At 70.5% G+C, this 25,391-nt stretch carries 25 protein-coding genes; 18 read left to right on the top strand and 7 right to left on the bottom strand.

Features of this window, described 5'->3' with window-relative positions; all coding sequences use genetic code 11:
* Positions 1-64: 64 nt before the first annotated feature.
* Together BLQ91_RS18710 and BLQ91_RS18705 are read left to right on the top strand one after the other, a co-directional pair.
* On the top strand, positions 65-2,323 hold the full coding sequence (locus BLQ91_RS18710) for an ATP-binding cassette domain-containing protein (RefSeq protein WP_090098140.1): 2,259 nt from the start codon (positions 65-67) through the stop codon (positions 2,321-2,323).
* Entirely contained in the window at positions 2,320-3,102 is a 783-nt protein-coding gene (locus BLQ91_RS18705) for a siderophore-interacting protein (RefSeq protein ID WP_090098139.1), read from the top strand. Before BLQ91_RS18710 ends, BLQ91_RS18705 begins: the two co-directional genes overlap by 4 nt.
* On the opposite strand, the gene BLQ91_RS18700 is transcribed toward BLQ91_RS18705, so the two are convergent.
* On the bottom strand, positions 3,092-3,337 hold the full coding sequence (locus BLQ91_RS18700; RefSeq protein ID WP_090098138.1) for a hypothetical protein: 246 nt from the start codon (positions 3,335-3,337) through the stop codon (positions 3,092-3,094). The two genes, BLQ91_RS18705 and BLQ91_RS18700, sit on opposite strands and share 11 nt — an antisense overlap.
* A 306-nt stretch (positions 3,338-3,643) precedes the next feature.
* Here BLQ91_RS18700 and BLQ91_RS18695 point away from each other — a divergent pair, with 306 nt between their 5' ends.
* From BLQ91_RS18695 to BLQ91_RS18675, 5 genes are read left to right on the top strand one after another with little or no spacing between them, the layout of a single operon-like run.
* The gene (locus BLQ91_RS18695) at positions 3,644-4,558 is read left to right on the top strand and encodes an ABC transporter permease (RefSeq protein ID WP_245733614.1); all 915 of its coding nucleotides are present in this window, start codon (positions 3,644-3,646) and stop codon (positions 4,556-4,558) included.
* Positions 4,555-5,550, top strand: a complete 996-nt coding sequence (locus tag BLQ91_RS18690; RefSeq protein ID WP_090098238.1) for an ABC transporter permease — start codon at positions 4,555-4,557, stop codon at positions 5,548-5,550. Before BLQ91_RS18695 ends, BLQ91_RS18690 begins: the two co-directional genes overlap by 4 nt.
* Positions 5,551-5,563: 13 nt before the next feature.
* Complete coding sequence (locus BLQ91_RS18685; RefSeq protein WP_090098137.1) at positions 5,564-7,234, top strand: ABC transporter substrate-binding protein; 1,671 nt, start codon at positions 5,564-5,566, stop codon at positions 7,232-7,234.
* On the top strand, positions 7,231-8,763 hold the full coding sequence (locus tag BLQ91_RS18680) for a dipeptide ABC transporter ATP-binding protein (RefSeq protein WP_090098136.1): 1,533 nt from the start codon (positions 7,231-7,233) through the stop codon (positions 8,761-8,763). The genes BLQ91_RS18685 and BLQ91_RS18680 overlap by 4 nt, the downstream gene beginning before the upstream one ends.
* Positions 8,760-9,971, top strand: a complete 1,212-nt coding sequence (locus tag BLQ91_RS18675) for an FAD-binding protein (protein WP_090098135.1) — start codon at positions 8,760-8,762, stop codon at positions 9,969-9,971. The genes BLQ91_RS18680 and BLQ91_RS18675 overlap by 4 nt, the downstream gene beginning before the upstream one ends.
* Here BLQ91_RS18675 and BLQ91_RS18670 read toward each other — a convergent pair.
* Both BLQ91_RS18670 and BLQ91_RS18665 read right to left on the bottom strand, forming a co-directional pair.
* Positions 9,935-10,513 (bottom strand): SRPBCC family protein, encoded by a 579-nt coding sequence (locus BLQ91_RS18670; RefSeq protein WP_090098134.1) that lies wholly within the window; start codon positions 10,511-10,513, stop codon positions 9,935-9,937. The genes BLQ91_RS18675 and BLQ91_RS18670 overlap by 37 nt on opposite strands.
* Positions 10,506-11,012 carry an ArsR/SmtB family transcription factor gene (locus BLQ91_RS18665; RefSeq protein WP_218130304.1) on the bottom strand — a complete coding sequence of 169 codons (507 nt, stop codon included), beginning with the start codon at positions 11,010-11,012 and terminating at the stop codon, positions 10,506-10,508. Before BLQ91_RS18665 ends, BLQ91_RS18670 begins: the two co-directional genes overlap by 8 nt.
* Positions 11,013-11,109: 97 nt before the next feature.
* Here BLQ91_RS18665 and BLQ91_RS18660 point away from each other — a divergent pair, with 97 nt between their 5' ends.
* Positions 11,110-13,245, top strand: a complete 2,136-nt coding sequence (locus BLQ91_RS18660) for an RICIN domain-containing protein (RefSeq protein WP_245733612.1) — start codon at positions 11,110-11,112, stop codon at positions 13,243-13,245.
* A 54-nt stretch (positions 13,246-13,299) separates the two neighbouring features.
* Here the strand turns inward: BLQ91_RS18660 and BLQ91_RS18655 are convergent, their stop codons facing one another.
* Entirely contained in the window at positions 13,300-13,626 is a 327-nt protein-coding gene (locus tag BLQ91_RS18655) for a DUF6204 family protein (protein WP_090098131.1), read from the bottom strand.
* A 69-nt stretch (positions 13,627-13,695) separates the two neighbouring features.
* On the opposite strand from BLQ91_RS18655, the gene BLQ91_RS18650 reads away from it, so the two are divergent.
* Positions 13,696-14,337, top strand: a complete 642-nt coding sequence (locus BLQ91_RS18650) for a thiaminase II/PqqC family protein (RefSeq protein ID WP_090098130.1) — start codon at positions 13,696-13,698, stop codon at positions 14,335-14,337.
* Between the two features lie 39 nt (positions 14,338-14,376).
* On the opposite strand, the gene BLQ91_RS18645 is transcribed toward BLQ91_RS18650, so the two are convergent.
* Entirely contained in the window at positions 14,377-15,876 is a 1,500-nt protein-coding gene (locus BLQ91_RS18645) for a chitinase (RefSeq protein ID WP_090098129.1), read from the bottom strand.
* A gap of 97 nt (positions 15,877-15,973) precedes the next feature.
* Between BLQ91_RS18645 and BLQ91_RS18640 the strand changes: the two genes are divergently transcribed.
* Positions 15,974-16,738: an alpha/beta fold hydrolase gene (locus BLQ91_RS18640; protein ID WP_176959809.1), complete on the top strand. Its 765-nt coding sequence runs from the start codon at positions 15,974-15,976 to the stop codon at positions 16,736-16,738.
* Here BLQ91_RS18640 and BLQ91_RS18635 read toward each other — a convergent pair.
* Complete coding sequence (locus BLQ91_RS18635; protein ID WP_090098127.1) at positions 16,728-17,558, bottom strand: oxygenase MpaB family protein; 831 nt, start codon at positions 17,556-17,558, stop codon at positions 16,728-16,730. The genes BLQ91_RS18640 and BLQ91_RS18635 overlap by 11 nt on opposite strands.
* A gap of 179 nt (positions 17,559-17,737) precedes the next feature.
* On the opposite strand from BLQ91_RS18635, the gene BLQ91_RS18630 reads away from it, so the two are divergent.
* A complete protein-coding gene (locus tag BLQ91_RS18630; protein ID WP_090098126.1) occupies positions 17,738-18,604 on the top strand; it encodes a DUF4231 domain-containing protein in 867 nt (288 codons plus the stop codon).
* Between the two features lie 18 nt (positions 18,605-18,622).
* Positions 18,623-19,963: a tetratricopeptide repeat protein gene (locus BLQ91_RS18625; RefSeq protein ID WP_090098125.1), complete on the top strand. Its 1,341-nt coding sequence runs from the start codon at positions 18,623-18,625 to the stop codon at positions 19,961-19,963.
* Positions 19,964-20,035: 72 nt separating this feature from the next.
* Here the strand turns inward: BLQ91_RS18625 and BLQ91_RS18620 are convergent, their stop codons facing one another.
* On the bottom strand, positions 20,036-20,422 hold the full coding sequence (locus BLQ91_RS18620; RefSeq protein WP_090098124.1) for a TerB family tellurite resistance protein: 387 nt from the start codon (positions 20,420-20,422) through the stop codon (positions 20,036-20,038).
* A 30-nt stretch (positions 20,423-20,452) separates the two neighbouring features.
* On the opposite strand from BLQ91_RS18620, the gene BLQ91_RS18615 reads away from it, so the two are divergent.
* Genes BLQ91_RS18615 through BLQ91_RS18590 form a run of 6 tightly spaced genes read left to right on the top strand, consistent with a single transcriptional unit; the run spans position 20,453 to position 25,350 of the window.
* Complete coding sequence (locus tag BLQ91_RS18615; protein ID WP_090098123.1) at positions 20,453-20,998, top strand: helix-turn-helix domain-containing protein; 546 nt, start codon at positions 20,453-20,455, stop codon at positions 20,996-20,998.
* A 27-nt stretch (positions 20,999-21,025) separates the two neighbouring features.
* Entirely contained in the window at positions 21,026-22,105 is a 1,080-nt protein-coding gene (locus tag BLQ91_RS18610; RefSeq protein WP_090098122.1) for an NAD(P)/FAD-dependent oxidoreductase, read from the top strand.
* Between the two features lie 2 nt (positions 22,106-22,107).
* Positions 22,108-22,284 carry a 2Fe-2S iron-sulfur cluster-binding protein gene (locus BLQ91_RS43630; protein WP_342670650.1) on the top strand — a complete coding sequence of 59 codons (177 nt, stop codon included), beginning with the start codon at positions 22,108-22,110 and terminating at the stop codon, positions 22,282-22,284.
* Positions 22,281-23,471, top strand: a complete 1,191-nt coding sequence (locus tag BLQ91_RS18600; RefSeq protein ID WP_090098120.1) for an FAD-dependent oxidoreductase — start codon at positions 22,281-22,283, stop codon at positions 23,469-23,471. Before BLQ91_RS43630 ends, BLQ91_RS18600 begins: the two co-directional genes overlap by 4 nt.
* Positions 23,468-24,361, top strand: coding sequence for a dihydrodipicolinate synthase family protein (locus tag BLQ91_RS18595; protein ID WP_090098119.1), 894 nt, complete (start codon positions 23,468-23,470; stop codon positions 24,359-24,361). Before BLQ91_RS18600 ends, BLQ91_RS18595 begins: the two co-directional genes overlap by 4 nt.
* Positions 24,358-25,350, top strand: coding sequence for a proline racemase family protein (locus BLQ91_RS18590; RefSeq protein ID WP_090098118.1), 993 nt, complete (start codon positions 24,358-24,360; stop codon positions 25,348-25,350). Before BLQ91_RS18595 ends, BLQ91_RS18590 begins: the two co-directional genes overlap by 4 nt.
* Positions 25,351-25,391: the final 41 nt, after the last annotated feature.

The raw sequence follows: 25,391 nt of genomic DNA, 5'->3' as shown, positions 1-25,391 counted from the left end.
ACAGCGTAAAGTAACCTCGTTGGTCGATACTTTACGCCATAAAGAATCATTGGGGGAAGCAGCTGTGAACGCTGTCGCAGACAGCCACGACGTGATCCAGGTCCGCGGGGCGAGGGAGAACAACCTCGTGGACGTGTCGCTCGACGTCCCCAAGCGGCGCCTGACCGTCTTCACCGGCGTGTCCGGCTCCGGCAAGTCCTCGCTGGTCTTCGGCACGATCGCGGCCGAGTCGCAGCGCATGATCAACGAGACCTACACCGCGTTCCTGCAGTCGTTCATGCCGTCGATCGGCCGGCCGGACGTGGACGCGCTGCACAACCTGAGCGCCGCGATCATCGTGGACCAGGAGCGGATGGGCGCGAACTCCCGCTCCACCGTCGGCACCGCCACCGACGCCCACACGATGCTCCGGATCGTGTTCAGCCGCCTGGGCGAGCCGCACGTCGGCACGTCCGGCGCGTTCAGCTTCAACCTGCCCGAGGGCATGTGCCCGGCCTGCGAGGGCCTGGGCAAGGTCACCACCGTCGACGTGGACGCGATCGTCGACAGGACGAAGTCCCTGAACGACGGCGCGATCGACGCCCCGAACTACGGCGTCGGCACGTGGTACTGGCAGGTGCTCGCCAACTCCGGCCTCTACCCGGCCGACCAGCCGATCAACACCTTCACCGAGCAGCAGCTGCACGACTTCCTCCACAAACCGACCACGAAGCTGAACATCGGCGGCAGCACCGTCACCTACGACGGCCTGATCACCAAGCTGCAGCGGACCGTCCTGTCCAAGGACCGCGAGTCGATGCAGCCGCACGTCCGGGCGTTCGTCGACCGGGCCGTCACGTTCGCCACCTGCCCGGACTGCCGGGGCGCCCGCCTCAACCAGGCCGCCCTGGGCTCGAAGATCCGCGGCCTGAACATCGCGGACTGCTGCGCGATGCAGATCAGCGACCTCGCGCGGTTCGTGCACGAGATCGACGACCCGTCCGTCGCGCCGCTGCTCGCGACGCTGCGGGGGACGCTCGACTCGCTGGTCGAGATCGGCCTCGGCTACCTCTCGCTCGACCGCGAGTCCGGCACGCTGTCCGGCGGCGAGTCGCAGCGCGTCAAGATGGTGCGGCACCTCGGCTCTTCCCTCACCGACATCACCTACGTGTTCGACGAACCGACCGTCGGCCTGCACCCGCACGACATCCGGCGGATGAACGACCTGCTGCTGCGCCTGCGGGACAAGGGCAACACCGTGCTGGTCGTCGAGCACAAGCCGGAGACCATCGAGATCGCCGACCACGTCGTCGACCTCGGCCCCGGCGCGGGCGTGCACGGCGGCCACCTCTGCTACTCCGGCGACGTGGCGGGCCTGCGCGCGTCCGGCACGCTCACCGGCCGGCACCTCGACCACCGCGCCAAGCTCCGGCCGCAGTTCCGCTCCCCCCGGGGCTTCCTGACGATCAGCGGCGCCCGCACCAACAACCTCAAGGACGTCTCGGTCGACCTCCCGCTCGGCGTGCTGACCGTCGTCACCGGCGTCGCGGGCTCCGGCAAGTCGTCGCTGATCCACGGATCGCTGCGGGGCCGCCAAGACGTCGTCACGGTCGACCAGTCGCCGATCCGCGGCTCCCGCCGGTCCAACCCCGCCACCTACACGGGTCTGCTCGACCCCGTCCGGACCGCGTTCGCCAAGGCCAACGGCGTGAAGGCCGCGTTGTTCAGCGCGAACTCCGAAGGCGCCTGCGAGAACTGCAAGGGCATCGGCCTCGTCTACACCGACCTCGCGATGATGGCGGGCGTCGCGACGGTGTGCGAGAAGTGCGAGGGCAAGCGCTTCACCCCCGAGGTGCTGAGCTACACGTTGCGCGGCAAGAACATCAGCGACGTGCTCGGCATGTCCGTCGCCGAGGCCAGGGACTTCTTCCCGTCCGGGCAGGCGCACGCGGTGCTGAGCCGCCTGCACGACGTCGGCCTGTCGTACCTCTCGCTCGGCCAGCCGCTCACCACGTTGTCCGGCGGCGAGCGGCAGCGGCTGAAGCTCGCCATCCGCATGGCCGAGAAGGCGACCACGTACGTGCTCGACGAGCCGACGTCCGGACTGCACCTCGCGGACGTCGACCAGCTGCTCGGCCTGCTGGACCAGCTGATCGACGCCGGCGGGACGGTGATCGTGATCGAGCACCACCTCGCCGTCATGGCCCACGCCGACTGGATCGTCGACATGGGCCCCGGTGCCGGCCACGACGGCGGTCAGGTCGTCTTCTCCGGCACCCCCGGTGATCTCGTGTCCACTTCGGACACCCTGACCGCCCGGCACCTGAAGGAGTACCTCTCGTGAGCCCGCTGACGGTGACCTCGGTCGAGCGCCTCACCCCGCGCATGGCCCGCCTGACGTTCAGCGGACCGGGTCTCGACGACATCGGCACGTGGCCGGACCAGCAGCTGAAGCTGTTGTTCCCCAAGCCCGGCGGAACCGCGCACGTGTCGGACTCCCCCGACGCCGGCACCTGGTACCAGGCTTACCTCGCGCTGCCCGACGACGAACGGCCGTGGATGCGCGGCTTCACCGTCCGCTCGCTGACCGGCGGGGTGCTGACCGTCGACTTCGTGCTGCACGGCGACAGCGGGCCCGCGTCGCGGTGGGCCGCACGCGCTCGGGTGGGCGACGTCATCGGCCGGTTCGGCCCGTCAGCGGACTACGCCCGCCCGCTCGGCACCGCGGACCTCCTGGTGTTCGCGGGCGACGAGACGGCACTGCCCGCGATCGGCTCGCTGCTGGAGCTCCTGCCTCCCGGGCAGCGGCGGCTCGCGTTCGTCGAGATCGCGGATCCGCTGGAGGAACAGGACGTCCCCGGCGTGCGGTGGGTGCACCGCAGTACCGGAGAGGACCTGGTCTCGGTGGTGACGGCGGCGGACGTCACGCAGCCGGTGTGGGTGTGGCTCGGCGGTGAGGCGTCCGCCGTCCGGACGCTGCGCCGGCACTTCGCCGGCCTCGGTGTGCCCAAGAACCACATCGAGTTCGCCGGGTACTGGCGCCGCGCCCTCACCCAGGACGACGCTCCCACCGCGGACGACCTCGCCGAAGCGCGGGAACGGATCGCCGCGCTCAGCGAATGACGCGGAACTCCGGCACGCTGCGCCCTCCGGCCACCGGGCCCACGGACTCCCGCACGAGTCCGTGGGCCGCGGCCAGTTCCGCGAGGTCGCCGGGATCCCGGTCGCGCCCGCCGAAGTGCACGAGCACGTCCTCCAGGACACGCGCGCCGTCCTCCAGGTGGCCGCGCGTCCCCGGGTTCGCCTCCAGCACCGCGGCGAGCAGGCCTCCGTGCCTTCCGGGGACCCAGTTGCACATCCGGCCGCTCATCCCCCGGCCGAACGCCCTGCGCAGGTGGCTGCCCGGCGAGGGCGGTCCGACAGCCCGGGGGTGACCGCCACCCGCAGAGCCATCGGTGTGACCAGGCCAGACATCCGCCGGAGCGTTTGTACGTCGCTATCGGTTCCCACGACGGTTCAGCGTCCGACGCCGTGCAACTGAGTTTGGTCAACACTGAAGCAATGGAGAATATAGATTCTCACGTTTTGGAACGAGCAGACGTGATCACACGATCGGCTTACTGTGCCGCCCGAGAGATCACCACGTCGAGAAGCAGGTCCGCAGTTGTCCACTCCCGTCGCGCGGTCCGTGCCCGCCGCGATCAGCGCAGTGCTCGCCCGCGACCGCTGGGCGCTCGCCGGCACGGTCACCGTCGTGGTGATCGCCCTGGCCGCGATCTTCGCGGACGTCCTCACCGCCCTCGAGGGCCACGACCCCTACACCTACGACTCGTCCGCGCTGGACGTGAACACCGGCCTGCCCGCCGGGCCGTTCGGCGGCGTCAGCGGTGACCACTGGTTCGGCGTCGAGCCCCTGACCGGCCGCGACCTGTTCGCGATCGTCGTGCACGGCGCACGGACCTCGTTCCTGATCGGGCTCGCGGCGACGCTGGTGTCGATCGGGCTCGGCGTGCTGGTCGGCGCCGCCGCGGGCTACCTCGGCGGCTGGGTCGACCGGGTCGTCACCTGGAGCGCCGACGTGTTCCTCGGCTTCCCGTACCTGGTGTTCATGATCGCGCTCGGCGCGGTGGTGCCGGCGGAGTTCCCGCGGGTGCTGCTGCTGGTCGTGGTGATCGGGTTCTTCGGCTGGCCGTCGACCGCGCGGGTCGTGCGGGCCCAGGTGCTCACGCTCAAGGAGCGGAACTTCGTGAAGGCCGCGCGGGTGCTCGGCGCGTCGCCGTGGCAGGTGTTCCGCACCGAGCTGCTGCCGAACCTCTGGGGTCCGGTGCTGGTCATGGCAACGTTGTCGGTGCCGGGCAAGATCGGCCTGGAGGCCGCGCTGTCGTTCCTCGGCGTCGGCGTGCTGCCGCCCACGCCGAGCTGGGGCCGGTCGATCAGCGCCGCGATCGACTGGGTCGGCGTGGACCCGATGTACCTGATCTTCCCCGGCGTGGCGCTCTTCGCCGTCACGTGGGGGTTCAACGCGCTGGGCGACGGGCTGCGCGACGCGCTCGACCCGAGGTGGGGCGGCAACCGGTGAAGAACCTCAAGTTCGCGCTGACGCGCCTCGGCGGCATGGTGCTCGTGCTGCTGATCGTGGCCTTCTGCACGTTCGTCGTGTTCTACCTGGTGCCCTCGGACCCGGCGCTGCTCGCGTGCGGCAAACCGTGCACACCGGAGAACCTCGCTCTGGCGCGGGAGTTCATGGGCTTCGACGAACCGTGGTGGCGGCAGTTCCTCACGTTCCTCGGCGGCATCTTCGCCGGGCGGACGTTCGGCACCGGCGTGACCGCGATCCACTGCTCCGCGCCGTGCTTCGGCTACTCGTTCCGGCAGAACGCCGACGTGCTGGAGCTGATCGGCGACCGGCTGCCGGTGACGTTCTCGCTCGCGGTCGGCGCGGCCGTGCTGTGGGTCGGCCTGGGCGTGGCGATCGGCGTGCACGCCGCGCTGCGCAAGGACACCTGGTTCGACCGGGCGGCACTGGCCGGGTCCGTGATCGGCGTGTCCGCGCCGGTGTACCTGGTGGGCCTGCTCGGCATCCTCGTGCTCGGCTTCCAGCTCAACGTGGTGCCGGTCGGCAACTACACCGCCTTCACCGAGGACCCGGTGCGCTGGGCCTGGGGACTGGTGTTGCCGTGGTGCGTGCTCGCGTTCGCGCACGGCGCCCACTACGTGAAGCTGACCCGTTCGCAGATGCTCGAGACGATGAGCGAGGACTTCATCCGCACCGCCCGCGCCAAGGGCGTGCCGGAGCGGACCGTCGTCGGGAAGCACGCCCTGCGCAACGTGCTGCTGCCCGTCGTGACGCTCACCGGCATCGAGTTCGGCTCCCTGCTCGGCGGCGCGGTGATCACCGAACGCGTCTTCAGCCTGCCCGGTCTCGGCGGCCTGCTGATCGAGGCCGTCCACGGCCGCGACCTCGCCACGCTGCTCGGCTGCACCTTGTTCGCGGGGTTCCTCGTAGTCGTCGCCAACGCCGTCGTCGACCTGTCCTACGGCCTGCTCGATCCACGAGCACGGCTCACCTGAGGGGAGAAAGTCGTTGTCCAGCAAGAGACTTCTGGCGATCGCGCTGATCGGCGCCCTGGGGGCGTCGGCGTGCGGCGCGAACGACCCGAAAGCCCCCGGTGACGCCGGCGCCAAGCCCGAGAAGGGCGGCACGCTCCGGATCCTGTCCGAGTCGCGCACGCTCAACCTCGACCCCGCCAAGTCGCAGAGCCTCGCGATCACGTCGCTCGGCCTGGTGCACCGCAGGCTGACCGGCTGGCAGAACGCCGTCGGCCGGCCCGCGAAGGTCGTGCCGGACCTCGCCGACACGGGCAAGACGCCCGACGGCGGCAAGACGTGGACGTTCGTGCTGCAGGACGGCCTGAAGTTCAGCGACGGCACGCCCATCACGTCCGCGGACGTGAAGTGGGGTGTCGAGCGGTCCTTCGCCCCGGCGTTCGGCGGCGGCCTCGGCTACCACAAGGACCTGCTCGGCGGCGGTGACTACAAGGGCCCGTTCGAGGGCAAGGAGCTCGACTCGATCGAGACCCCGGACCCGAAGACGATCACGTTCAAGCTGACCCGCCCGTACGGCGACTGGCCGTGGATCGCCTCCACGCCCGCGTTCGCGCCGGTGCCGAAGGGCAAGGGCGCCGAGGCCGACTACCACGAGCGCGCCGTCGCGTCCGGCCCCTACCAGGTCGGCACGTACACCAAGGGCGTCGAGGTCAAGCTGACCCGCAACCCGAACTGGGACCCCGCGAAGGACCAGGTCCGCGGCGGCCTGCCCGACGAGGTGGTCTTCCAGCTCGGCCAGGACGCCTCGGTCGTCTCGCAGCGCCTCGCCGCCGACTCCGGTGACGACAGGTTCGCCTTCGGCTCGTCGTTCGTCTCCCCCGCCCAGCTCGCGCAGCTGCAGGCCACCCCGTCGGCGAAGTCGCGCGTCGTGACCTCGAAGTCCGGCGCGGTCGCCTACCTCGCGCTCAACACGCAGAAGGCGCCGCTGAACAACCTCAAGGTGCGCCAGGCGTTCCAGTACGCGGTCGACAAGTCCGCGTACCAGATCGCCTCGGCCGGCACCGCCCAGCTCGCCGGCGACACCGCCTCCACGCTCATCACCCAGGGCATCGAGGGCCGCGAGCAGTTCGACCTGTACCAGACCAAGCCCGAAGGTGACCCGGAGAAGGCCAAGGCGCTGCTGGCCGAGGCCGGTTTCCCGAACGGCGTCGAGAACCTCACGCTGGTGCTCAACAAGTCGAACAACCAGGCCGAGAAGGCCGAGGCCGTCCAGGCGGCGCTGGCCCGCGCGAACATCAAGGTGACCATCCGGTCGCTGGAGGCGGACGCGTACGAGACCGAGACGAACCTCTCGGAGAACCCGAACTACGACCTCACCCTGTCGTCGTGGCAGCCGGACTTCCCCAGCGCCAACGCGAACATCCAGCCGCTCTTCGCGTCCTCGGAGATCGGCAAGGGCGGCTACAACACCTCGCGGTACTCGAACCCCGAGGTCGACAGGCTGATCGAGGAGGCGCAGTCCACCGTGGACGCCGCCGAGGCCGGGAAGAAGTGGGCGGCGATCGACAGGAAGATCATGCAGGACTCACCGGTCGTGCCGCTGATCTACACCCGCAACTCGTTCATCCACGGCTCCAAGGTCGGCAACTTCTTCATCGCCGACTTCCCCGCCTACCCGAACTACCTCCAGGTGGGTATCACCAAGTGAGCGCACTGCTGTCCGTCGAGGACCTCTCGGTGGACTTCGGCTCCGGCTCCCCGGCGGTCAGCGAGGTCTCGTTCTCGCTGACCGCCGGGGAGGTCCTCGCCGTGGTCGGCGAGTCGGGCTCGGGCAAGACCGTCACGGCGATGTCGTTGCTCGGGCTGCTCCCGGCGACGGCGTCGGTGTCGGGCCGGGCGCTGCTCGGCGGGCGCGACCTGTACTCGCTGTCCCCCGCCGCGCTGCGCGAGGTGCGGGGCAACGAGGTCGGCATGGTGTTCCAGGAACCCATGAGCGCCCTCAACCCCGTCTTCACGATCGGCAGCCAGATCGTCGAGGCCGTGCGGGTGCACCGCGCGGTCCCGAGGGCCGCGGCGAAGGCCAGGGCGCTGGAGCTGCTGCGGCTCGTCGGCCTGCCCGAGGAGCGGTTCAGGGCGTACCCGCACGAGATGTCCGGCGGCCAGCTGCAGCGCGTGGTGATCGCGATGACGGTGGCGAACGAGCCGTCGCTGCTGATCGCCGACGAGCCGACCACGGCGCTGGACGTGACCGTGCAGGCCGAGGTCCTGCGCCTGCTGCGGGACCTGCGCGACCGGCTCGGGGTCGCGGTCCTGCTGATCACGCACGACATGGGTGTGGTCTCGGAGCTGGCGGACCGGGTCGTCGTGATGAACGGCGGAAAGGTCGTGGAGACGGGTCCGGTGCGGGAGGTCTTCGCGACTCCGCGGGAGCCGTACACCCGGACGTTGCTCGACTCGGTGCTGCGCCTGGACACCCGTGAGCTGCCCGCGCGGCCCGCCGGGGAACCGGTGCTGCGGCTCGACGGCGTCTCCGTCACCTACGGCGGGTTCCGCGCCGTGTCGGACGTGTCGTTCGAGATCGGGCGCGGCCAGACGCTCGGCCTGGTCGGCGAGTCCGGTTCGGGCAAGTCGTCCCTGGCCGGGGCGATCACCGGGCTCACCCGGTACACCGGGCGGATCACCGTGGCGGGCAGGGAGGTCGCGTCGCTGCGCAAGGCCGACCGCGGCCGGGTCGGGCTGGTGTTCCAGGACCCGCTGTCGTCGCTGAACCCGCGCGCCACGATCGCCCGGTCGATCGCGCAGCCGTTGCTGCTGCACACCTCGTTGCGCGGCGCGGAGCTGGAGGCGAAGGTCGACTCGCTGCTCGACGCCGTGCAGCTGTCCGCGGCGTTGCGCGACCGGTACCCGCACGAGCTGTCCGGCGGCCAGCGGCAGCGGGTCGGCATCGCCCGGTCCATCGCGCTGGACCCGGACCTGCTGATCGCCGACGAACCGACGTCCGCGCTGGACGTGACCGTGCAGGCACGGGTGCTGGAGCTGGTGCTGTCGCTGCAGCGCGAGCTGCGGTTCGCGTGCCTGTTCATCAGCCACGACCTGGCCGTCGTGCAGCACCTCGCCGACCGCGTCGCGGTGCTGCACCGGGGCGTCGTCGTGGAGGAGGGAACCTCGGTGTTCGCCGCGCCGCGCGAGGAGTACACACGACGATTGCTGGCGTCGGCGCTTACCGTGTCCGCATGAGGACCAACTGGGCGGGCAACATCACGTTCACCTCGGCGCAGGCCGTGGCCCCGGCTTCGGCCGAAGAACTGCGTGCGGTCGTGCGCGGCTCATCGGCCGTGCACGTCGTCGGCTCGGGCCACTCGTTCAACACGGTCGCCGACACGACCGGCACGCTGGTGTCGCTGTCGGCGATGCCCGAGGTCTTCGAGGTGTCGGGCCGGACGGTCCGGGTGAGCGCCGGCATGACGCTCGCCACGCTGGCCGTGCGCCTGGAAGCCGCCGGTCTCGCCCTGCACACGCTGCCGTCGCTGCCGCACATCACGGTGGCCGGCGCGATCGCCACGGCCACCCACGGCTCGGGCTCCCGCTCGCTGGCGGGCGCCGTCCGGTCCGTCGAGGTCCTGCGCGGCGACGGCTCGGTCGTCGAGCTCACCTCCGCCGGCGCGCCCGTGTCGCTGGGCGGCCTCGGCGTCGTCACGACCGTCACCCTGGACGTGGTGCCGTCGTTCCAGGTCGCGCAGACCGTCTACGAGGACGTCGCCTGGACGACGCTGCTCGTGCGGCTCGAGCAGGTGTTCGGCGGTGCTTACAGCGTGAGCGCGTTCATCGACTGGCAGGGCGGCGCGACGCTGTGGGTGAAGCACCGAGTGGGCGACGAGGAGTTCGCGTTCCCGGGCCGCCCGGCCGCCGAGCCCGCCCACCCGATCCCCGGCCAGCCCACCGCCCACTGCACGCTGCAGGGAGGCGTCCCGGGCCCGTGGCACGAGCGCCTCCCCCACTTCCGCGCCGAGTTCACCCCGTCCGTCGGCGACGAGCTGCAGACCGAGTACTTCGTCCCCCGCACCCGCGCTGTGACGGCCCTGCGCGCGCTCGCGGAGATGTCGACGGTGATCTCACCGCTCGTGCAGGCCTGCGAGATCCGCACGATCGACGCCGAACCGCAGTGGCTGAGCCCCGCCCACGAGCGCGACAGCCTCGCGATCCACTTCACCTGGGTGCCGAACACCCCGGCCGTGCTCGCGCTGCTGCCGCGGCTGGAGGAGGCGATCGCGCCCCGGCCGCACTGGGGCAAGCTGTTCACCGTGCCGGCGCCGCTGCTGGCGGCCCGCTACCCGCAGTGGGACGCCTTCCGGGCGCTGCTGCGCGAGCACGACCCGAAGGGTGTGTTCCGCAACGAGTTCCTGACCCGCTACTTCGGGTCGGCGAGCTCGGCCGGTCCCTTCTGACGCAGCGCCTCCAACTCCTCGTCCGAGAACCCGTACGTCGTCACCACCGTCATCTTGGCGCTGCTGACCACCAGTCCGGGTCCGAACTCCTCCACCACGACCCCGCGCTGGTTCGCCGACTCGAAGAACGGCTTCCCGCTCACCCCGAGATCGACCTCGCACGGCCAGAACAGCGTGCGCCGCTTCTCGCCGGGGTGGTACTCGTGCGCGAACTTCAGCTGGTGCAGGAACGTGATCCAGCCCTCGGTGATGTCGTCGTAGTAGTCGTCCCACTCGGGTGAGGTGCCCTGGGGAGCGCGCGTCAGCACGACGCGGGTGCCCTCGGGGACGGCGGTCAGGGCGAACGTGTCGTGGCCGTGGACGATCAGCGTGGTGCCGTCCTCCTCGGCGTCGGTGAAGTAGATGTGGTCGATCTCGGCGTCGAGCTCCGGGAGGTCCCAGCCGTGCCAGTGGCGCAGCTTCTCCCTGTCCCGGAACGACTGCCACACCTCGCCGACCGGCGCGGCCACGGTGATCTCGATCCGGACGCCTTCGTCACTCATCTGCCACTCCGGGGTGTCCCAGCGCGACCACCCGGTAGGGGCGGCCGCTGTCGGTGTCGTACTTCAGGGCGATCTGCCGCACCGCTTCGGCCAGGTCGCCGGTGAACTCGTGGACGTCGCCGGGCGCGCCGAAGCGGACCGTCGTCTCCACCGTGAACGTGAGCAAGCGTTTTCCCGCGTCGGCGGCGGCGCCGGCCATCCGGTCGACCTCGCGGGCCGTCCCGGCGGCCACGGACACCAGGTGCGTCGCGGCGAACTGGTCCTGGACGCCGGCGGCGACCTCGCGGCCCGGTTTGGCGCGCAGGACCCGCTCGACGCAGCCGCGCCGCTGCCGCTCTTCGACCAGCTCGACGAGCCCTGCCTGCTCCAGGGCGCGCACGTGGTAGTTGACCCGTTGCCGCGGCAGGTCGAGGGCCGCCGCCAGCTGGGTCGCCGAGGCGGGCGACTTCAGCAGCTCCAGCAACGACCGGCGCAACGGTGACAGCTCCACGACCAGCACGGTCCCATTTGACAAAATAGTTTGTCAATACCGGAACGGGACCGGAAACCGTGGAGTTCGTTGACGGTTGCAACAAACCGACCGCACCCTGTGACCCGTGAGAACCCCCCTGCTGGTGGCAGCGTTGGCAGCAGCGGCGATCGTTCCTGTGTGGACGGTCGCGGCCCAGGCCGACGTGGTGCCCGGAACCGCTTATCAAGTGACGAACGTCGGCAGCGGAAAGTGCGTGGAGTCGCTGGGAACGGCCAACGGCGCACAGCTCCGCCAACAAGGCTGCTCGGGTCAGACCTGGAAGTTCACCGCCACGAGCGGTGGGTACTACACCGTCGGCGAGGGCGCGGTCTGGGACGTCTCGAACGTGTCCACCGCGGACAACGCGGCGATCCACATGTGGCAGAACTTCGGCGCGAACAACCAGCAGTGGCGCCCCGAACAGGTCGGGACCGACACCTACCGGTTCGTGAGCCGCCACAGCGGCAAGTGCCTCGACGTGCCCGGCGCGTCGACCGGCGACGTCCAGCTGGTCCAGTACACCTGCAACGGGACCAACGCGCAGCTGTTCCGCCTCTCCCCGGGCAACCCGAACCCCGGCCAGCCGGACTTCGGCCCGAACGTGCTGGTCTTCGACCCGTCGATGCCGGCGTCGACCATCCAGGCGCGGCTGGACGACGTCTTCCGCCAGCAGGAACAGGGCCAGTACGACGCGCGCCGGTACGCGATCATGTTCAAGCCCGGCAACTACGACGTCGACGTCAACATCGGCTTCTTCACCCAGGTCCTCGGCCTGGGCCTGCTGCCGGACGGCGTGACGATCAACGGCCAGGTGCACGTCGAGGCCGACTGGTTCCAGGGCAACGCGACGCACAACTTCTGGCGCGGCGCGGAGAACCTCGCGATCCGGCCGCCGGGCGGCACCAACACGTGGGCCGTCTCGCAGGCGTCCGCGATGCGCCGCACCAAGACCTACGGCAACGTGCAGCTCGACGACAACGGCTGGTCCAGCGGCGGTTTCCTCGCCGACTCGGTGGTCACGGGCCAGGTCCGCTCCGGTTCGCAGCAGCAGTGGCTGTCGCGCAACACCGAGTGGGGGTCGTGGACCGGGGAGAACTGGAACATGGTGTTCGTCGGTGCCCGCAACGCGCCGCAGACCTCGTTCCCGGAGCCGCCGTACACGAACGTGGCGCAGACCCCCCTCGTGCGGGAGAAGCCGTTCCTCAACGTCGACGGCAGCGGCAACTACAACGTGTTCGTCCCGGCCCTGCGCTCCAACACGAGCGGCACCACGTGGGCGTCCGGCACCCAGCAGGGCATGAACATCCCGTTGTCGCAGTTCTTCATCGCGAAGCCGGGCACCTCGGCGGCGACGATGAACCAGCAGCTCGCGGCCGGCAGGCACCTGCTGCTGACGCCGGGCGTCCACCAGGTGTCCGAGCCGATCCGCGTCACCCGTCCCGACACCGTGGTGATGGGCCTCGGGCTCGCGACCGTCATTCCCACCAACGGGAACATGGCGATCGACGTGGCCGATGTGGACGGTGTGAAGATCGCCGGCCTGCTGGTCGACGCGGCCCCGACCAACTCGCCGCTGCTGGTGCGGATGGGCGCGCCGGGCAGCAACGCCGGCCACTCGGCCAACCCGTCGTCACTGCACGACGTGTACGTGCGCATCGGCGGCTCGGCCGTCGGGCGGGCCACGACCTCGCTGGTCGTCAACAGCCACAACGTGATCGGCGACCACCTGTGGCTGTGGCGCGGTGACCACTCCTACGGCGTCGGCTGGGACCTCAACACCGCCGACACCGGACTGGTCGTCAACGGCGACAACGTGACGATGTACGGCCTGTTCGTCGAGCACTACCAGAAGTACCAGACCATCTGGAACGGCCAGGGCGGCCGGACGTACTTCTACCAGAACGAGATGCCGTACGAGGTGCCCAACCAGGCGGCGTGGATGAACGGCTCGACGCGCGGCTATGCGGCGTACAAGGTTTCCGACAACGTCACGACGCACGAGGCGTGGGGCCTGGGCAGCTACGCCTTCATGAACGCCAACCCGTCGGTGGTGGCCGACCGGGCGTTCGAGGTGCCGAACACCCCCGGCGTGAAGTTCCACAGCATGGTGACCGTGTCGCTGGGCGGCAGGGGAACCATCCAGCGGATCATCAACAACGCGGGTGGCACGGCGACGGCGGGCTCGACCGAGGCCTACCTCGCGCACTACCCGAACCCCTAGCACCGCCGGGCAGGACGGGCCCGCGCTCCCCCCGGAGCGCGGGCCCGTTCCGGTTCAGCCGAGCCGCTTCGGGCGGTTGATCTTCATCTCGTCCATGTCGGTGACCTTGGCCTTCAGGCCCCGGAAGTCCACGCCCAGCTCGTCGAGCGCCGTCGACGCACGGCGCAGACCGGCCTCGTCCGGCTTCTCCGCCGCCGTCAGGACCACGCGGTAGCTGAAGAAGTCGAGCTTCTCGTCGTAGGACAGCGCGCCTTCTTCGCTGAAGCCCGCGTCGCGCAGGAAGTCGAAGTCCCGCAAGCGCTCGCGCAGGGTGGTGCGCTGGTCGTCGGTGAGATCGGCGAAGCGGCCGCGGACGAGTACTCGGTAGGTGTGTTCAGCCACGAGCGAAGATGCTCCCCGATCACCCGCCGCTCTGGCGAACGATTTCCCGGGTGCGCGAGAATCTCGACCATGAACGCAAAAGAGCTGGTCGCGCGCATCCGCACGGAGCTGCACCCCGGTGACCACGACAATCTCGTGGTGAAGCTGATCGAGACCGGGGAGGCTCCGCGTGCCGTGATCCAGACCTTCGCCGCGGAAGAGAACCACATCGTGTCGTCGGACTGGCGAACATTCCTGGCGCTCGCGTCGAAGGCGGAGGAGCCGAACGCGCGGGCGTTCTTCACGCTGCTCGCCGGTGGCGAGGAGCTCGTGCTGCCGATGCTGCGGCCGTTGGCCGAGGCCGCCGGCATGTCCGCCAAGGACTTCCAGGACTACGAGCCGTTCCCCGGCTGCCAGGCCTACCCGGCGTACCAGGCGTGGATGGCGCTCAACGGCGAGCCGGCGGACGTGGTCCTCGCGATCCTCGCGAACTTCACGGCGTGGGGCGGGTACTGCGCGCGGATGGCGAAGGGGCTGCGCGAGCACTACGGCTTCGGCGACGAGGCGTGCGGCTTCGTCGACTTCTTCGCGACTCCTGCGCCGCAACTGGAAGAACGCGCGGTGGCGGCGATCCAGGCGGCGCTGGACTCCGGCTGGCAGCCGAAGCACGCGTGGCGCTACGGCCGCCTGCTGCAGGCCTACGAGCTGCAGTTCTGGTCCACGCTCGCCTGACGGGGTGCGGGGGCGGCCCGCGAGCCGCCCCCGACGCCGCTATCGGGGCAGATAAGCCCGGTGGGCCTTGGAGAACTCGTAGTTGTTGTACTTGTCCCAGTTGATCGACCACGTCATGAGGCCGCGCAGGTTCGGGTACACGCCCTTCGGCTTGTAGCTGCCGCACCGCGTGCCCTTGGTCAGGCAGTCCAGCGCCGCCTGCACGTCCGCGACGGACGTGAACCCGTTGCCCGCGTACATCGCGGCGGGCAGGCCGAACGCGACCTGTTCCTGGCGCAACGGCGCGAAGAACTTCGTCGCGTCACCCCGCACGGGGAACCCGGCGAGCACCATGTCGGTCATCGCGACGTGGAAGTCCGCGCCACCCATGTTGTGGTACTGGTTGTCCAGCCCCATCACGGGTCCGGAGTTGTAGTCCTGCACGTGCAGCAACGTCAGGTCGTTGCGCATGGCCTCGATCACCGGCAGGTAGGCGCCCGTGCGCGAATCACCGCCGCCCGCACCGCCGTAGAACTGGTAGCCGACCTGCACGAAGAACGTCTCCGGCGCCATCGTGAGCACGAAGCCGGCCCCGTAGCGCGCCTTCAGCGAGCGCAGCGCCGAGATCAGGTTCACGACCACGGGCGTGGTCGGGTTCTTGAAGTCGGTGTCACCGGCGTCGAGCGACAGCGAATGGCCCTCGAAGTCGACGTCGAGCCCGTTCAGGCCGTACTTGTCGATGATCGCCGACGCCGAGCGCACGAACGCGTCGCGCGCCGCCGTCGTCTCCAGCCGGACCTGGCCGTTCTGGCCGCCGATGGAGATGTTGACCTTCTTGCCCTTCTGCTGCTGGGCGCGGATGCCGGCGATGAACTCGGCCTCGGACTCGACGTTCGGGCACTCCGCCACCGGGCACTGGGTGAACCGCAGCTCCCCGCTCGTCGCGCTGGTGGGCTCGGCGAACGACAGGTTGATGACGTCCCACTCGTCCGGCACGTCCTTCATGCGGATGTAGCCGGAGCCGTTGGCGAAGCTCGCGTGCAGGTAGCCGACGAGCACCTTGCGCGGCAGCTGTCCCGTGGGCGGCAGACCGGTCGTGGTGGTGGTCGTCGTGGTCGTTGTTGTTGTGGTGGTGGTGGTGGTGCTCGTCGTCGAGCTGGTCGTCGGCCCGGTGCCCCCGGTGCAGGCGGCGCCGTTGACCGTGCAGTTCGCCGGGTCGGCGGTGCCGGCGGCGTTGAAGCCGAACGAGACGCTCGCGCCGGGGGCGATCGAGCCGTTGTACTCGCGGTTGGCGAACGTGTTGCGGGTGCCGCTCCTGGTGAGCAGCGAGTCCCAGTAGGCACCGACGGAGGTCGAGGCGGGGTAGTCGAACTCGACCTTCCAGGAGCTGACGGCCGCGCTGGTCTCGTTCTTGATCGTCACCGTCGCGGTGTAGCCGGTGCTCCAGGACTGCTTGGAGAACGTCGCCGTGACACCGGCGGCGCTGGCAGGGGCGAGGCTCACGACCACGGTGCCGAGCACCAGTGCGGCCACCGCGGATATTCGAGCGAACAACAGCATGGCTGCTCCATCCCTCACGCGTGGCGGCCGGCAGGGGGTCCTACCCCGAATTGGACTAGACCATCTATCGCGAAGTCAAGGATCTAGACTTCCGGACGTGCCCCGCGCTCGTGCCGCCGACGGAACCAGGCTCTTCTACTCGGTCGAGGGCTCCGGCCCCGCGCTGCTGCTCATCGCGGGGCAGGCGAACTCCTCGAAGTGGTGGTCCCAGGTCCTGCCGGACTTCTCCGAGCGGTTCACGACGATCGTCACCGACCACCGCGGGACCGGCTCCAGCGACAAGCCCGACGCCCCTTACAGCACGCGGTTGTTCGCCTCGGACTGCATCGCGGTCCTCGACGACGCCGGCATCGGGACCGCGCACGTCTACGGCACGTCGATGGGCGGCCGGATCGCGCAGTGGATCGCGGCCGAACACGGCTCGTACGTCGACCGGCTGGTGCTCGGCTGCACCTCCCCCGGCGGCGCGCACGGCATCGAACGCAGCGCCGAGGTGCGCAGGTCCCTCGCCCAGGCCGACCCGATGAAGGCGCGCAGGGCGTTGGAAGAGCTGATGTACACGCCCGCCTACCGCGGCCCTTTCAACACGCTCGGCGACCCCTGGATGCCGCCGCACGCGCGCAAGCGGCACTTCTTCGCCAGCGCCGAGCACGACGCGTGGGACGTCCTGCCGTCCATCACCGCGCCGACCCTCGTCGTGCACGGCACCGAGGACGTCTTCAACCCGACCGCGAACGCGCCGCTGATCACCGAACGCATCCCGGGCGCCCGCATGCACCTGGTCGAGGGCGCACGGCACGGCTACTTCGAGGAGTTCCGCGCCGAGGCCACCCCTGTGGTGATGGACTTCCTCAGCTCGTGACCCACCTCATGCCGCGCATCAGCGCGTGGCCCGCGAACCGCACGCCGGTGGCTTCCGCGATCGGCAGGTAGGGCAGCCGCAACGGGATCCGCGCCCACACCGGCAGGCTCGCCACGGCCGTGGCCGTCAGGATCCCGTACGGACCACGTGCCAGCAGCGGCAGCGGCGCGGTGAACAGCAGGAACCGCGCCGCCTCCCGCGCCTCGGGCGTGCCCTTGAGCTCGCCCCGGTAGGACTGCAGCCTCTCCTCGAGCTCGGCGGTCGTGCGCGGCGGGTCCGGGATGCCCATGGCTTCCGCGACGACGGCCATGTCGGCGACGTAACCGTCGTAGTCGTCGAGCGGCTCGGCACCGTAGCGCTGGTGGCAGCGCAGGAAGCTGTCGACCTCGGCCACGTGCACCCAGGCCAGCAGGTGCGGGTCGTCGGCCCGGTACTCCCGCCCGTCCGGCGCGGTGCCGTGGATGTGCCGGTGCACGCGCGCGAGCCGGGCGACGGCCTTCTCCGCGTCCTCGACCCTGCCGAACGTCGTGGTGGCGAGGAACAGGCTCGTGCGCTGCAGGCGGCCCCACGGATCGGTGCGGTAGTCGGAGTGCTGCGCGACCGCGGCCATCGCGAGCGGGTGCAGCGACTGCAGCAGCAACGCCCGCAGACCCCCGATGAACATGGCGTGGTCGGCGTGGACGTGCCTGATCGGTCTGTCGTCGGCGAACAGGCGCGGTCCGGGCGCCTCGTGGATCCGCCGCGCGTGGTCGGCGCGGTCCGGGCCCGCGACCTTCTCGAAGATTCCTTCGCTCAGCTGCCTCCGCAGTGCCTCCAGCATCTCCCCATCATGCGCTCCGTTTGCTGAGAACGGCGCGGTCACCGCTCAGCGAACTCCTGCGCTGTACGGGTGAACACACCTCGATCATCCCGGAACCGGGGACCACACGGATGGCGGCGTGGTAACACACGTTTGGCCGCGCACGATCAGTGTTGCCGGGGGACGAGAGAAGGACGTGGATGAACGACGAGCACCTGCCGGGCTTCTACCACGATGCCGACGAGGCCTCCCGGGCCGGGCAGCGCGCCACGTTGCTGCTCAGCCGGATCCGGCTGATCGGTGCTGTGGTCGCGGCGGTGGGTGGCGCGTTCAAGTGGAGGATCGGCGGTGGTGTCGACGTGTGGGCGTGGGTGGCGCTCGCCGGCTTCCTCGTCGCGTTGTTCGGCGAGTTCCTGCTGTGGTTCATGCACCCCGAGCTGAAGTGGAACGCGGGTCGTGCCGTCGCCGAGCGGGTGAAGTCCCTGGCCTGGCGCTACGCCGTCGGCGGGGACCCGCTCCCCGCCACCACGCCGAACCCCCGCAGGGCACTCGACTCCGCGATCTCCTCGGTCGCGGCCCAGCACCGCGGAACCCTGTTGCTCACCAGCGCCAACCCGGCCGGCGACCAGATGATGACCGAGGTGCGTGCCAGGCCGTTCACCGAGCGCAGGGAGATCTACCGCGAGAACCGGGTGTGGCAGCAACTGGACTGGTACCGGGGGAAGGCCGCCGCGAACGAGAGGCGGGCGACCACGGCGCGCATCCTGCTGTTCGCCGGCGAGTTCATCGCGATCCTGTTCGCAGTCCTGCGCATCGTCGGCGCCTGGGACGTCGACCTGTCCGGCGTGATGGCGGCGGCGGTCGCGGGCGGCGCGGCGTGGATAGGGCTGCGGCAGTGGGAGAACCTGAAGGTCGCCTACTCCACCGCGGCGAACGAGCTCGCGGACATCCACCAGCGGCTGCCCTCCGTCGACGAGGAGGAGTGGCCCGCCTTCGTCGCCGAGGTGGAGGCCGTGATCAGCAACGAACACACAGCTTGGCTGGCGTCGCGTCCCGGCACGGCCTGATCCCCTGGAGGACCCCGAATGACGGCCGACGAGCCGATGACGATCTTCGTTGCGATGCCGGGCACCAGCCTCGGCGAGCACGCGAACTGGACGGACATCAAGGCGATCAAGAACGACCTCTACGAACCGATCGCCGAGGCGCTCACGAACGAGCTGGGCGTCGAGTTCGTGGTGCAGATCGAGAAGGACCGCGAGGCTTCCGGCCCCATCCACCACACGATGTTCCAGGAGGCGCTCGAAGCCCCGGTCTACATCGCGGACCTGACCGGCGCCAACCCCAACGTGTACCTGGAGCTCGGCGTCCGCTGGGCACTGCGCGACCACGTCACCGTGCTCGTCAGCCAGGACGTGGAACACGACGTGCGGTTCAACGTCGCGGCCAACCGCGTGGTGCAGTACAGCAACGCGTACGGCCAGCTCATCGAGGCGCGGCAGAAGATCGTGAACATGATCCTCAACGGCCTGCGCACGAAGAACACGGACAGCCCGGTCCGCCACGGCAACACCGTGCTGAGCATCTCCCGCGCCGAGTTGGAAGCGCGGGACGAGGAACTGCGGCAGCTGCGGCTCGAACGCGGCGACGACCTGTTCGCCGCCGCGATGGACACCGACGAACCCGGCCTGCGAATCGATCTCCTCAAGCGAGTGGTGGCGGTGAACCGCAGCCGCGCCGACGCGCACGGACAGCTCGGCATCGCGCTCAGCGACGCGGACCGCACCGACGAGGCCATCGACCACCTCCGCCAGGCCACCCACCACCAGCCCGACGTCGCGGAGTGGTGGCGCAGGCTCGGAGTGGTCCAGAGCCGCGCCAGGGAGTTCGACGGCGCCGCGAACTCCCTGCAGCGCGCGGTCGAACTCGACCCCAAGGACGCGGAAGCGCACTCCATCCTCGGCGGCGTCCACCGGCGCCGCGCGCGCAAGGCGGGCAGCGACCTCGAGAACCTGCGCAAGGCGCGGGACTCCTACCAGGAGGCCGCGCGGCTCGACAAGCACAACCTCTACCCGCTCGCCAACCTGCGCCGGCTGAACGTCCAGCTCGCCGACGACGAGAGGACGCGCGCCGAGGCTGTCACGGACTTCGCGAAGCTCAAAGCACTGGCCGAGTTCGTCGTGGGGTCCGAGCCCACGCCGTGGAGCCGACTGGACCACGCGGAGACGCTGGCGTTCAACGGCGAAGCCGACGCCGCCCTGGCCGAACTGCGCACCGGCATGAACGAGCTGCCGCCGACGAACCGCGCCCGCACGGCGAAGACCGCCATGGAGCCGCTGGAGGACATGCTCGCCGTGGGGTGGCTCGACGCCTCGATCGCCGACACGTTGCGCAGGATGATCGACGAGTACAAGGCCCACGTCTGACTCGTCCGCGGTGACGGTGCCGCAGGCCTCGCCGGCTGGCCGGCGCGGCGAGGCCGCGGAGCACGGGCCGCGTCAGGCGAGGGCCTCGACGACCCGCGTCACCATCTCCCGCTCGGCCGCGGCCACCTCGCCGTCCGCCCCCGCCACCGACCGGCACATCTGAGCCACGGCCGCGCGGAAGATCGGCACGTCGCGCGGCTCGTGGGCGTTGATGATCGCCACCGAGTCGCGCAGGGCCGCCAGGACGCCCGCCTCCACATCGGACGCCGTGCCCTTCGGCAGGGCGGGCGGGGCGGCGGCGATGATGGCGCGCAGGTCGTCCGAGAGCAGCGTGATGGCCCTGACGCCCGCCTGGCTCTCCTCGTCGACCGAGCCCGGGTCCGCCGTGGACACGAGCACCATCGCACCGAAAACGGCCGTGCGGAGGGTTCGGCCCTCCGCCTCCGTGTACGCAGTCATGGCCGCAAGCCTATGCAACGATCAGTGGCTATGAGTGCGGGTCAGGTTCTCGGCGCCAACATCAGGGCGTTCCGGGAGCAGCGCGGGTTGTCCCTGTCGGAGCTCGCGCGGCGGTCGTCCATCGCCAAGGGCACGCTGTCTCAGCTGGAGAGCGGGTCGGGCAATCCGACGATCGAGACCGTGTTCAGTTTGTCGAACGCTTTGGACGTGCCGGTGTCGGAGCTCGTGACGGAGCGGACGACGCCGGACGTGGTGCTGGTGCGGGCACGGGACGTGGAGGTGCTCAGCAGCAACGCCGTCGACCTGCGGCTGATGCGGCGGATGGACATCGGGGACACCGTGCTGGAGATCTACGACCAGCGCGTGCGGCCCGGAGCTGTGCAGACCAGCGAAGGTCATCCCGGCAAGGAGCACGTGCTGGTCACGAGCGGTCAGTTGAGGGTCGGACCGGTCGAACGGCCGTACGAGCTGGGGCCGGGTGACTACGTGTGCTTCCCCGGCTCGGTCCCGCACCTCTACGAGACCGTCGGCGGTGAGGTCAGCTCGGTGCTGGTGCTTGAGTACCCGAAGCACTAACGTTCATTGTAATGAACGGAGGTAGCGATGCACCCGGACGTCGTGGTCATGGGCGCGGGCATCATCGGAGCCGCGTGCGCGCAGGCGTTGAAGGCGCGCGGGCTCGATGTGCTCGTCGTCGACCGCCACGGGCCGGCGTCGGGCACCAGCTCGGCGGGTGAGGGCAACGTCCTGGTCAGCGACAAGGAGCCCGGGCCGGAGCTCGACCTCGCCAGGAGGAGCCGCGAGCTGTGGCCGGAGCTGGCCGGCGACGCCGAGTGGGAGGAGAAGGGCGGACTCGTCGTCGCCACGACCCCCGAGGCCGCCGGGCCCCTGCGGGCGTTCGCCGCGAGGCAGCGGGCCGCGGGCGTGGACGCCTGCGAGATCACCCCCGAGGAGGCGCTGGCCCACGAGCCGCACCTCAACCCCGCCGTCACCGCCGCCGTCCACTACCTCGAGGACGCCCAGCTCAACCCCGTCAAGGCCACCCGGTACCTGTTGCGCGGCATCGAGGTCAAACGCACTGAAGTGTCCACAACGGACGGACGCAGCGTCACGACGGCGGACGGCGTGATCAGCTGCGGCGCGGTCGTGAACGCCACCGGGCCGTGGGCGCGGAACTTCGGCGTCAACGTGCTGCCCCGGCGCGGCGTCGTGCTCGTCACCACGCCGATCCCCGGCAGGATCCGGCACAAGGTCTACGACGCGGACTACGTCGGCGCGGTCGCGAGCGGTGACGCCGACCTGCAGACGTCCGGCGTCGTCGAGTCGACGCAGGCCGGCACGGTGCTCATCGGCTCCAGCCGCCAGCGCAAGGGCTTCGACGACACGATCGAGACGGAAGTCCTCACAGCATTGGCACGGAGGGCGATCGCGATGTTCCCGATGCTGGCGGACGTCCCGGTCATGCGCGCGTACGGCGGCTTCCGCCCCTACGCGCCGGACCACCTGCCGATCATCGGCGAGGACCCGCGCACGCCCGGTCTCTGGCACGCCACCGGGCACGAGGGCGCGGGCGTCGGCCTCGCCCCCGCCACCGGACGGCTGCTCGCCCAGCTGCTCACCGGCGAGGAGCCGCTCGTCGATCCCCGCCCGTTCCGCGTCGACCGTCCGGAGGTGATGGTGTGAAGGTGACGTTCAACGGACAGCAGCGCGAGGTCGCCCACGTCGCGGAGTTGTTGCCCGGAAGGTTCTTCTGCGGCATCGGCGTGTGCTTCGGGTGTGTCGCGGAGATCAACGGCGTGCCCGAGGTCCGCGCGTGCCGCCACCCGCTGCGCGACGGCGACGTGATCAGGACGACGCCGTGAGGGTCGTCGTGGTGGGAGCCGGACCGGCCGGCATGGCCGCCGCGAGGACCGCCGCCGACGCGGGCGCCGAGGTCACGATGGTCGACTCGGAACCCGAGGCGGGCGGCCAGTACCTGCGCGGGCGGGCCGGCTTCCAGCACAGCGGCGTGACGCACCTCGGGAACACCGAGGCGTGGCTCGTCGAAGACCACACGCTGCACCTGCGCGGCCCGCGGCGGCTGGCGTTCGACAAGCTCGTCATCGCGACCGGCGCCTACGACCGCCCGCTGCCGTTCCCCGGCTGGGACGGCCCCGGGGTGATCACCGCGGGCGCCGCCCAGGCGCTGGCGAAGCAGGGCGTGACACTGGCCGGACGCGTGATCGTCGCGGGCACCGGCCCGTTCCTGCTGCCCGTCGCGACCGCGTTGCAGGACCTGGGGGCCACGCTCGTCGGCGTCTACGAGGCCTCCTCCCCCGCCCGGTGGCTGCGCGAGGCGAAGGCCGTCGCCGCCAACCGGCACAAGGTCGGCGAGCTCGCGCGCTACCGGAAGGTGTTGCCGCGCCTGGAAACCCGCACGGCGGTGATCGCCAAGCGCGGTCCGGACGTCACCGTCGCCAAGCTCGACGGCGGCTGGCACCCGGTCAGCCACCGCACCGTCCAGGCCGACCTGGTCTGCATCGGCCACGGCTTCCTCCCCCGCACCGACCTGGTGCCGCAAGCCAGGCGCACCAACGACTTCCTGGAGGTCGACGAGCACCAGCGGACGTCGGTCGAGGACGTCTACGCGGCCGGCGAGGTCACCGGCATCGGCGGTGCCGACCTGGCCGAGGCGGAGGGTGTCGTCGCCGGGGCCGCCGCGGCCGGCCTGACGCCCCCCGGGAAGGCGCTGGAGGCCGTGCGCAGAGGCCGCCTGTTCGCCGCGGCACTGGCCAGGGCGCACGAGGTCCAGCCCGGCTGGCGGACGTGGCTCGACCAGGACACCACCGTGTGCCGCTGCGAGAAGGTCCGCCTCGCCGACCTCACCGACGCCACGAGCATGCGCGAGCTGAAGCTGTCCAGCCGCGTCGCGCTCGGCCGCTGCCAGGGCCGCATCTGCGCCCGCAACGCCGCCGAGCTGACCGGCGTCCCGTTCGACGGCCAGCGCCGCGTGATCGCGGTCCCGATCCCCCTAGGCGAACTCGCCGACCTCCCGGAGGAGAAGTCATGACCGAACGCCTCGACGGCGTCATCGTCGCCACCGCGCTCCCCTACGCCGAGGACCAGAACGCCCCGGCAGGACTGCGCCCCGACCTGGACAGGTTCGCCGAGCACTGCCGGTGGGTCGTCGAGAACGGCTGCCGCGGCGTCGGCCCGAACGGCTCCCTGGGCGAGTACTCGTCGCTGACCGATGCCGAACGCCGCGAGGTCGCGCAGACCGCCATCGCCGCGGTGAAGGGCAAGGGCATCGCGGTCATCGGCGTGCACGGCGTCGGCGCGCACCAGGCCCGCCACTGGGCCGAGCTCGCGGCCGAGGACGGCGCGGACGGCGTGCTGTGCCTGCCGCCCACCACGTACCGGGCCAACCGCGGTGAGGTGGTGCACCACTTCCGCGAGGTCGCGAAGGCAGGACTGCCGATCATGGTCTACAACAACCCGATCGACACCAAGGTGGACCTGACCCCGGACCTGCTCGCCGAGCTCGGCCAGATCGAGAACGTCGTGGCGGTCAAGGAGTTCTCCGGCGACGTCCGGCGCGTGCTGGAGATCCGCGCGGCCGCCCCGCACCTCACGGTCGTGGCGGGTGCGGACGACGTCGTGCTGGAGAGCCTGCTGATGGGCGCGACCGGCTGGTTCGCGGGCTACCCCAACGTGTTCCCCGCCGAGAGCGTCGAGCTGTTCACCCTGGCGCGCGACGGCGAGCTGGACAAGGCACGCGCGCTGTACGAGAAGCTCGTGCCGGCGTTCCGCTGGGACTCGCGCACCGAGTTCGTCCAGGCCATCAAGCGTTCCATGGACTACGTCGGCCGCTACGGCGGTCCGTGCCGTCCCCCGCGCGGCCCGCTGAGCGCCGAGCAGCTCGCGCAGGTCGACGCCGACATGGCGCTGGCCACGTCATGAGGTTCGCGAAGTACTTCAGCGCCGTCGACTCCCACACCGAGGGCATGCCGACACGCGTCGTCACCGGTGGCGTCGGCGTGATCCCCGGCGAGACGATGGCCGAGAAGCGCCTGAACTTCATCGAGGACCACGACCACGTCCGCAGGCTCCTCGTCAACGAGCCACGCGGCCACGCGGCCATGAGCGGCGCGATCCTGCAGCCGCCGACCCGCCGGGACGCCGACTGGGGTGTGCTGTTCATCGAGGTCTCCGGCCTGCTGCCGATGTGCGGGCACGGCACCATCGGCGTGGCGACGGTGCTCGTCGAGACCGGCATGGTCGAGGTGACCGAACCCGTCACCACCGTCCGCCTCGACACCCCGGCGGGGCTGGTGCTCGCCGACTACGACACCCGCACGAAGCTCGTGACGATCCGCAACGTCCCGGCGTACGCGCACGAGCTGGACGCGGTCGTAGAGGTGCCGGGGCTCGGCGAGGTCCGCTACGACATGGCCTACGGCGGCAACTTCTACGCGATCGTGCCGCTCGCGGACCTGGGCATCCCGTTCGACAGGGCGGAGAAGGACAGGGTCCTGGCCGCCGGACTGTCCATCATGGACCGGATCAACGCGGTGAACCGCCCGGTGCACCCCGTGGACCCGGCGATCAGCGGCTGCAAGCACGTCCAGTTCACCGCGCCCGGCGAGGACGGCGCCCACTCGCGCAACGCGATGGCGATCCACCCCGGCTGGTTCGACCGCTCCCCCTGCGGCACGGGCACCTGCGCCCGGATGGCCCAGCTGCACGCCCGCGGCGAACTGGGGATCGGGGAGGACTTCGTCAACGAGTCGTTCATCGGCACCAGGTTCATCGGCCGTCTGCTGGAGGAGGTGCCTCTCGGGGACCGGACGGCCGTCGTGCCCACCGTGGCCGGACGCGCGTGGATCACGGGAATGGGCCAGTACCTGCTCGACCCGACCGATCCGTTCCCGGAGGGGTTCGCGCTCTAGCCGTCGGACCGTTCAAGTCGCCGCACTGTGAGGTGGCCGAG

Origin of the sequence: Lentzea jiangxiensis, assembly GCF_900104175.1 — a bacterium.
Classification (GTDB): domain Bacteria; phylum Actinomycetota; class Actinomycetes; order Mycobacteriales; family Pseudonocardiaceae; genus Lentzea; species Lentzea jiangxiensis.
This window is presented reverse-complemented; position numbering and strand designations above follow the sequence as displayed.

What these genes read in the sequence shown, in the direction of transcription:
- BLQ91_RS18670 (WP_090098134.1), bottom strand. Translation starts at nt 10,513, where the DNA reads ATGAGTGACGAAGGCGTCCGGATCGAGATCACCGTGGCCGCGCCGGTC.
- BLQ91_RS18700 (WP_090098138.1), bottom strand. Translation starts at nt 3,337, where the DNA reads ATGTGCAACTGGGTCCCCGGAAGGCACGGAGGCCTGCTCGCCGCGGTG.
- BLQ91_RS18610 (WP_090098122.1), top strand. Translation starts at nt 21,026, where the DNA reads ATGCACCCGGACGTCGTGGTCATGGGCGCGGGCATCATCGGAGCCGCG.
- BLQ91_RS18635 (WP_090098127.1), bottom strand. Translation starts at nt 17,558, where the DNA reads ATGCTGGAGGCACTGCGGAGGCAGCTGAGCGAAGGAATCTTCGAGAAG.
- BLQ91_RS18675 (WP_090098135.1), top strand. Translation starts at nt 8,760, where the DNA reads ATGAGGACCAACTGGGCGGGCAACATCACGTTCACCTCGGCGCAGGCC.
- BLQ91_RS18590 (WP_090098118.1), top strand. Translation starts at nt 24,358, where the DNA reads ATGAGGTTCGCGAAGTACTTCAGCGCCGTCGACTCCCACACCGAGGGC.
- BLQ91_RS18625 (WP_090098125.1), top strand. Translation starts at nt 18,623, where the DNA reads ATGACGGCCGACGAGCCGATGACGATCTTCGTTGCGATGCCGGGCACC.
- BLQ91_RS18645 (WP_090098129.1), bottom strand. Translation starts at nt 15,876, where the DNA reads ATGCTGTTGTTCGCTCGAATATCCGCGGTGGCCGCACTGGTGCTCGGC.
- BLQ91_RS18630 (WP_090098126.1), top strand. Translation starts at nt 17,738, where the DNA reads ATGAACGACGAGCACCTGCCGGGCTTCTACCACGATGCCGACGAGGCC.
- BLQ91_RS18595 (WP_090098119.1), top strand. Translation starts at nt 23,468, where the DNA reads ATGACCGAACGCCTCGACGGCGTCATCGTCGCCACCGCGCTCCCCTAC.
- BLQ91_RS18620 (WP_090098124.1), bottom strand. Translation starts at nt 20,422, where the DNA reads ATGACTGCGTACACGGAGGCGGAGGGCCGAACCCTCCGCACGGCCGTT.
- BLQ91_RS18650 (WP_090098130.1), top strand. Translation starts at nt 13,696, where the DNA reads ATGAACGCAAAAGAGCTGGTCGCGCGCATCCGCACGGAGCTGCACCCC.
- BLQ91_RS18615 (WP_090098123.1), top strand. Translation starts at nt 20,453, where the DNA reads ATGAGTGCGGGTCAGGTTCTCGGCGCCAACATCAGGGCGTTCCGGGAG.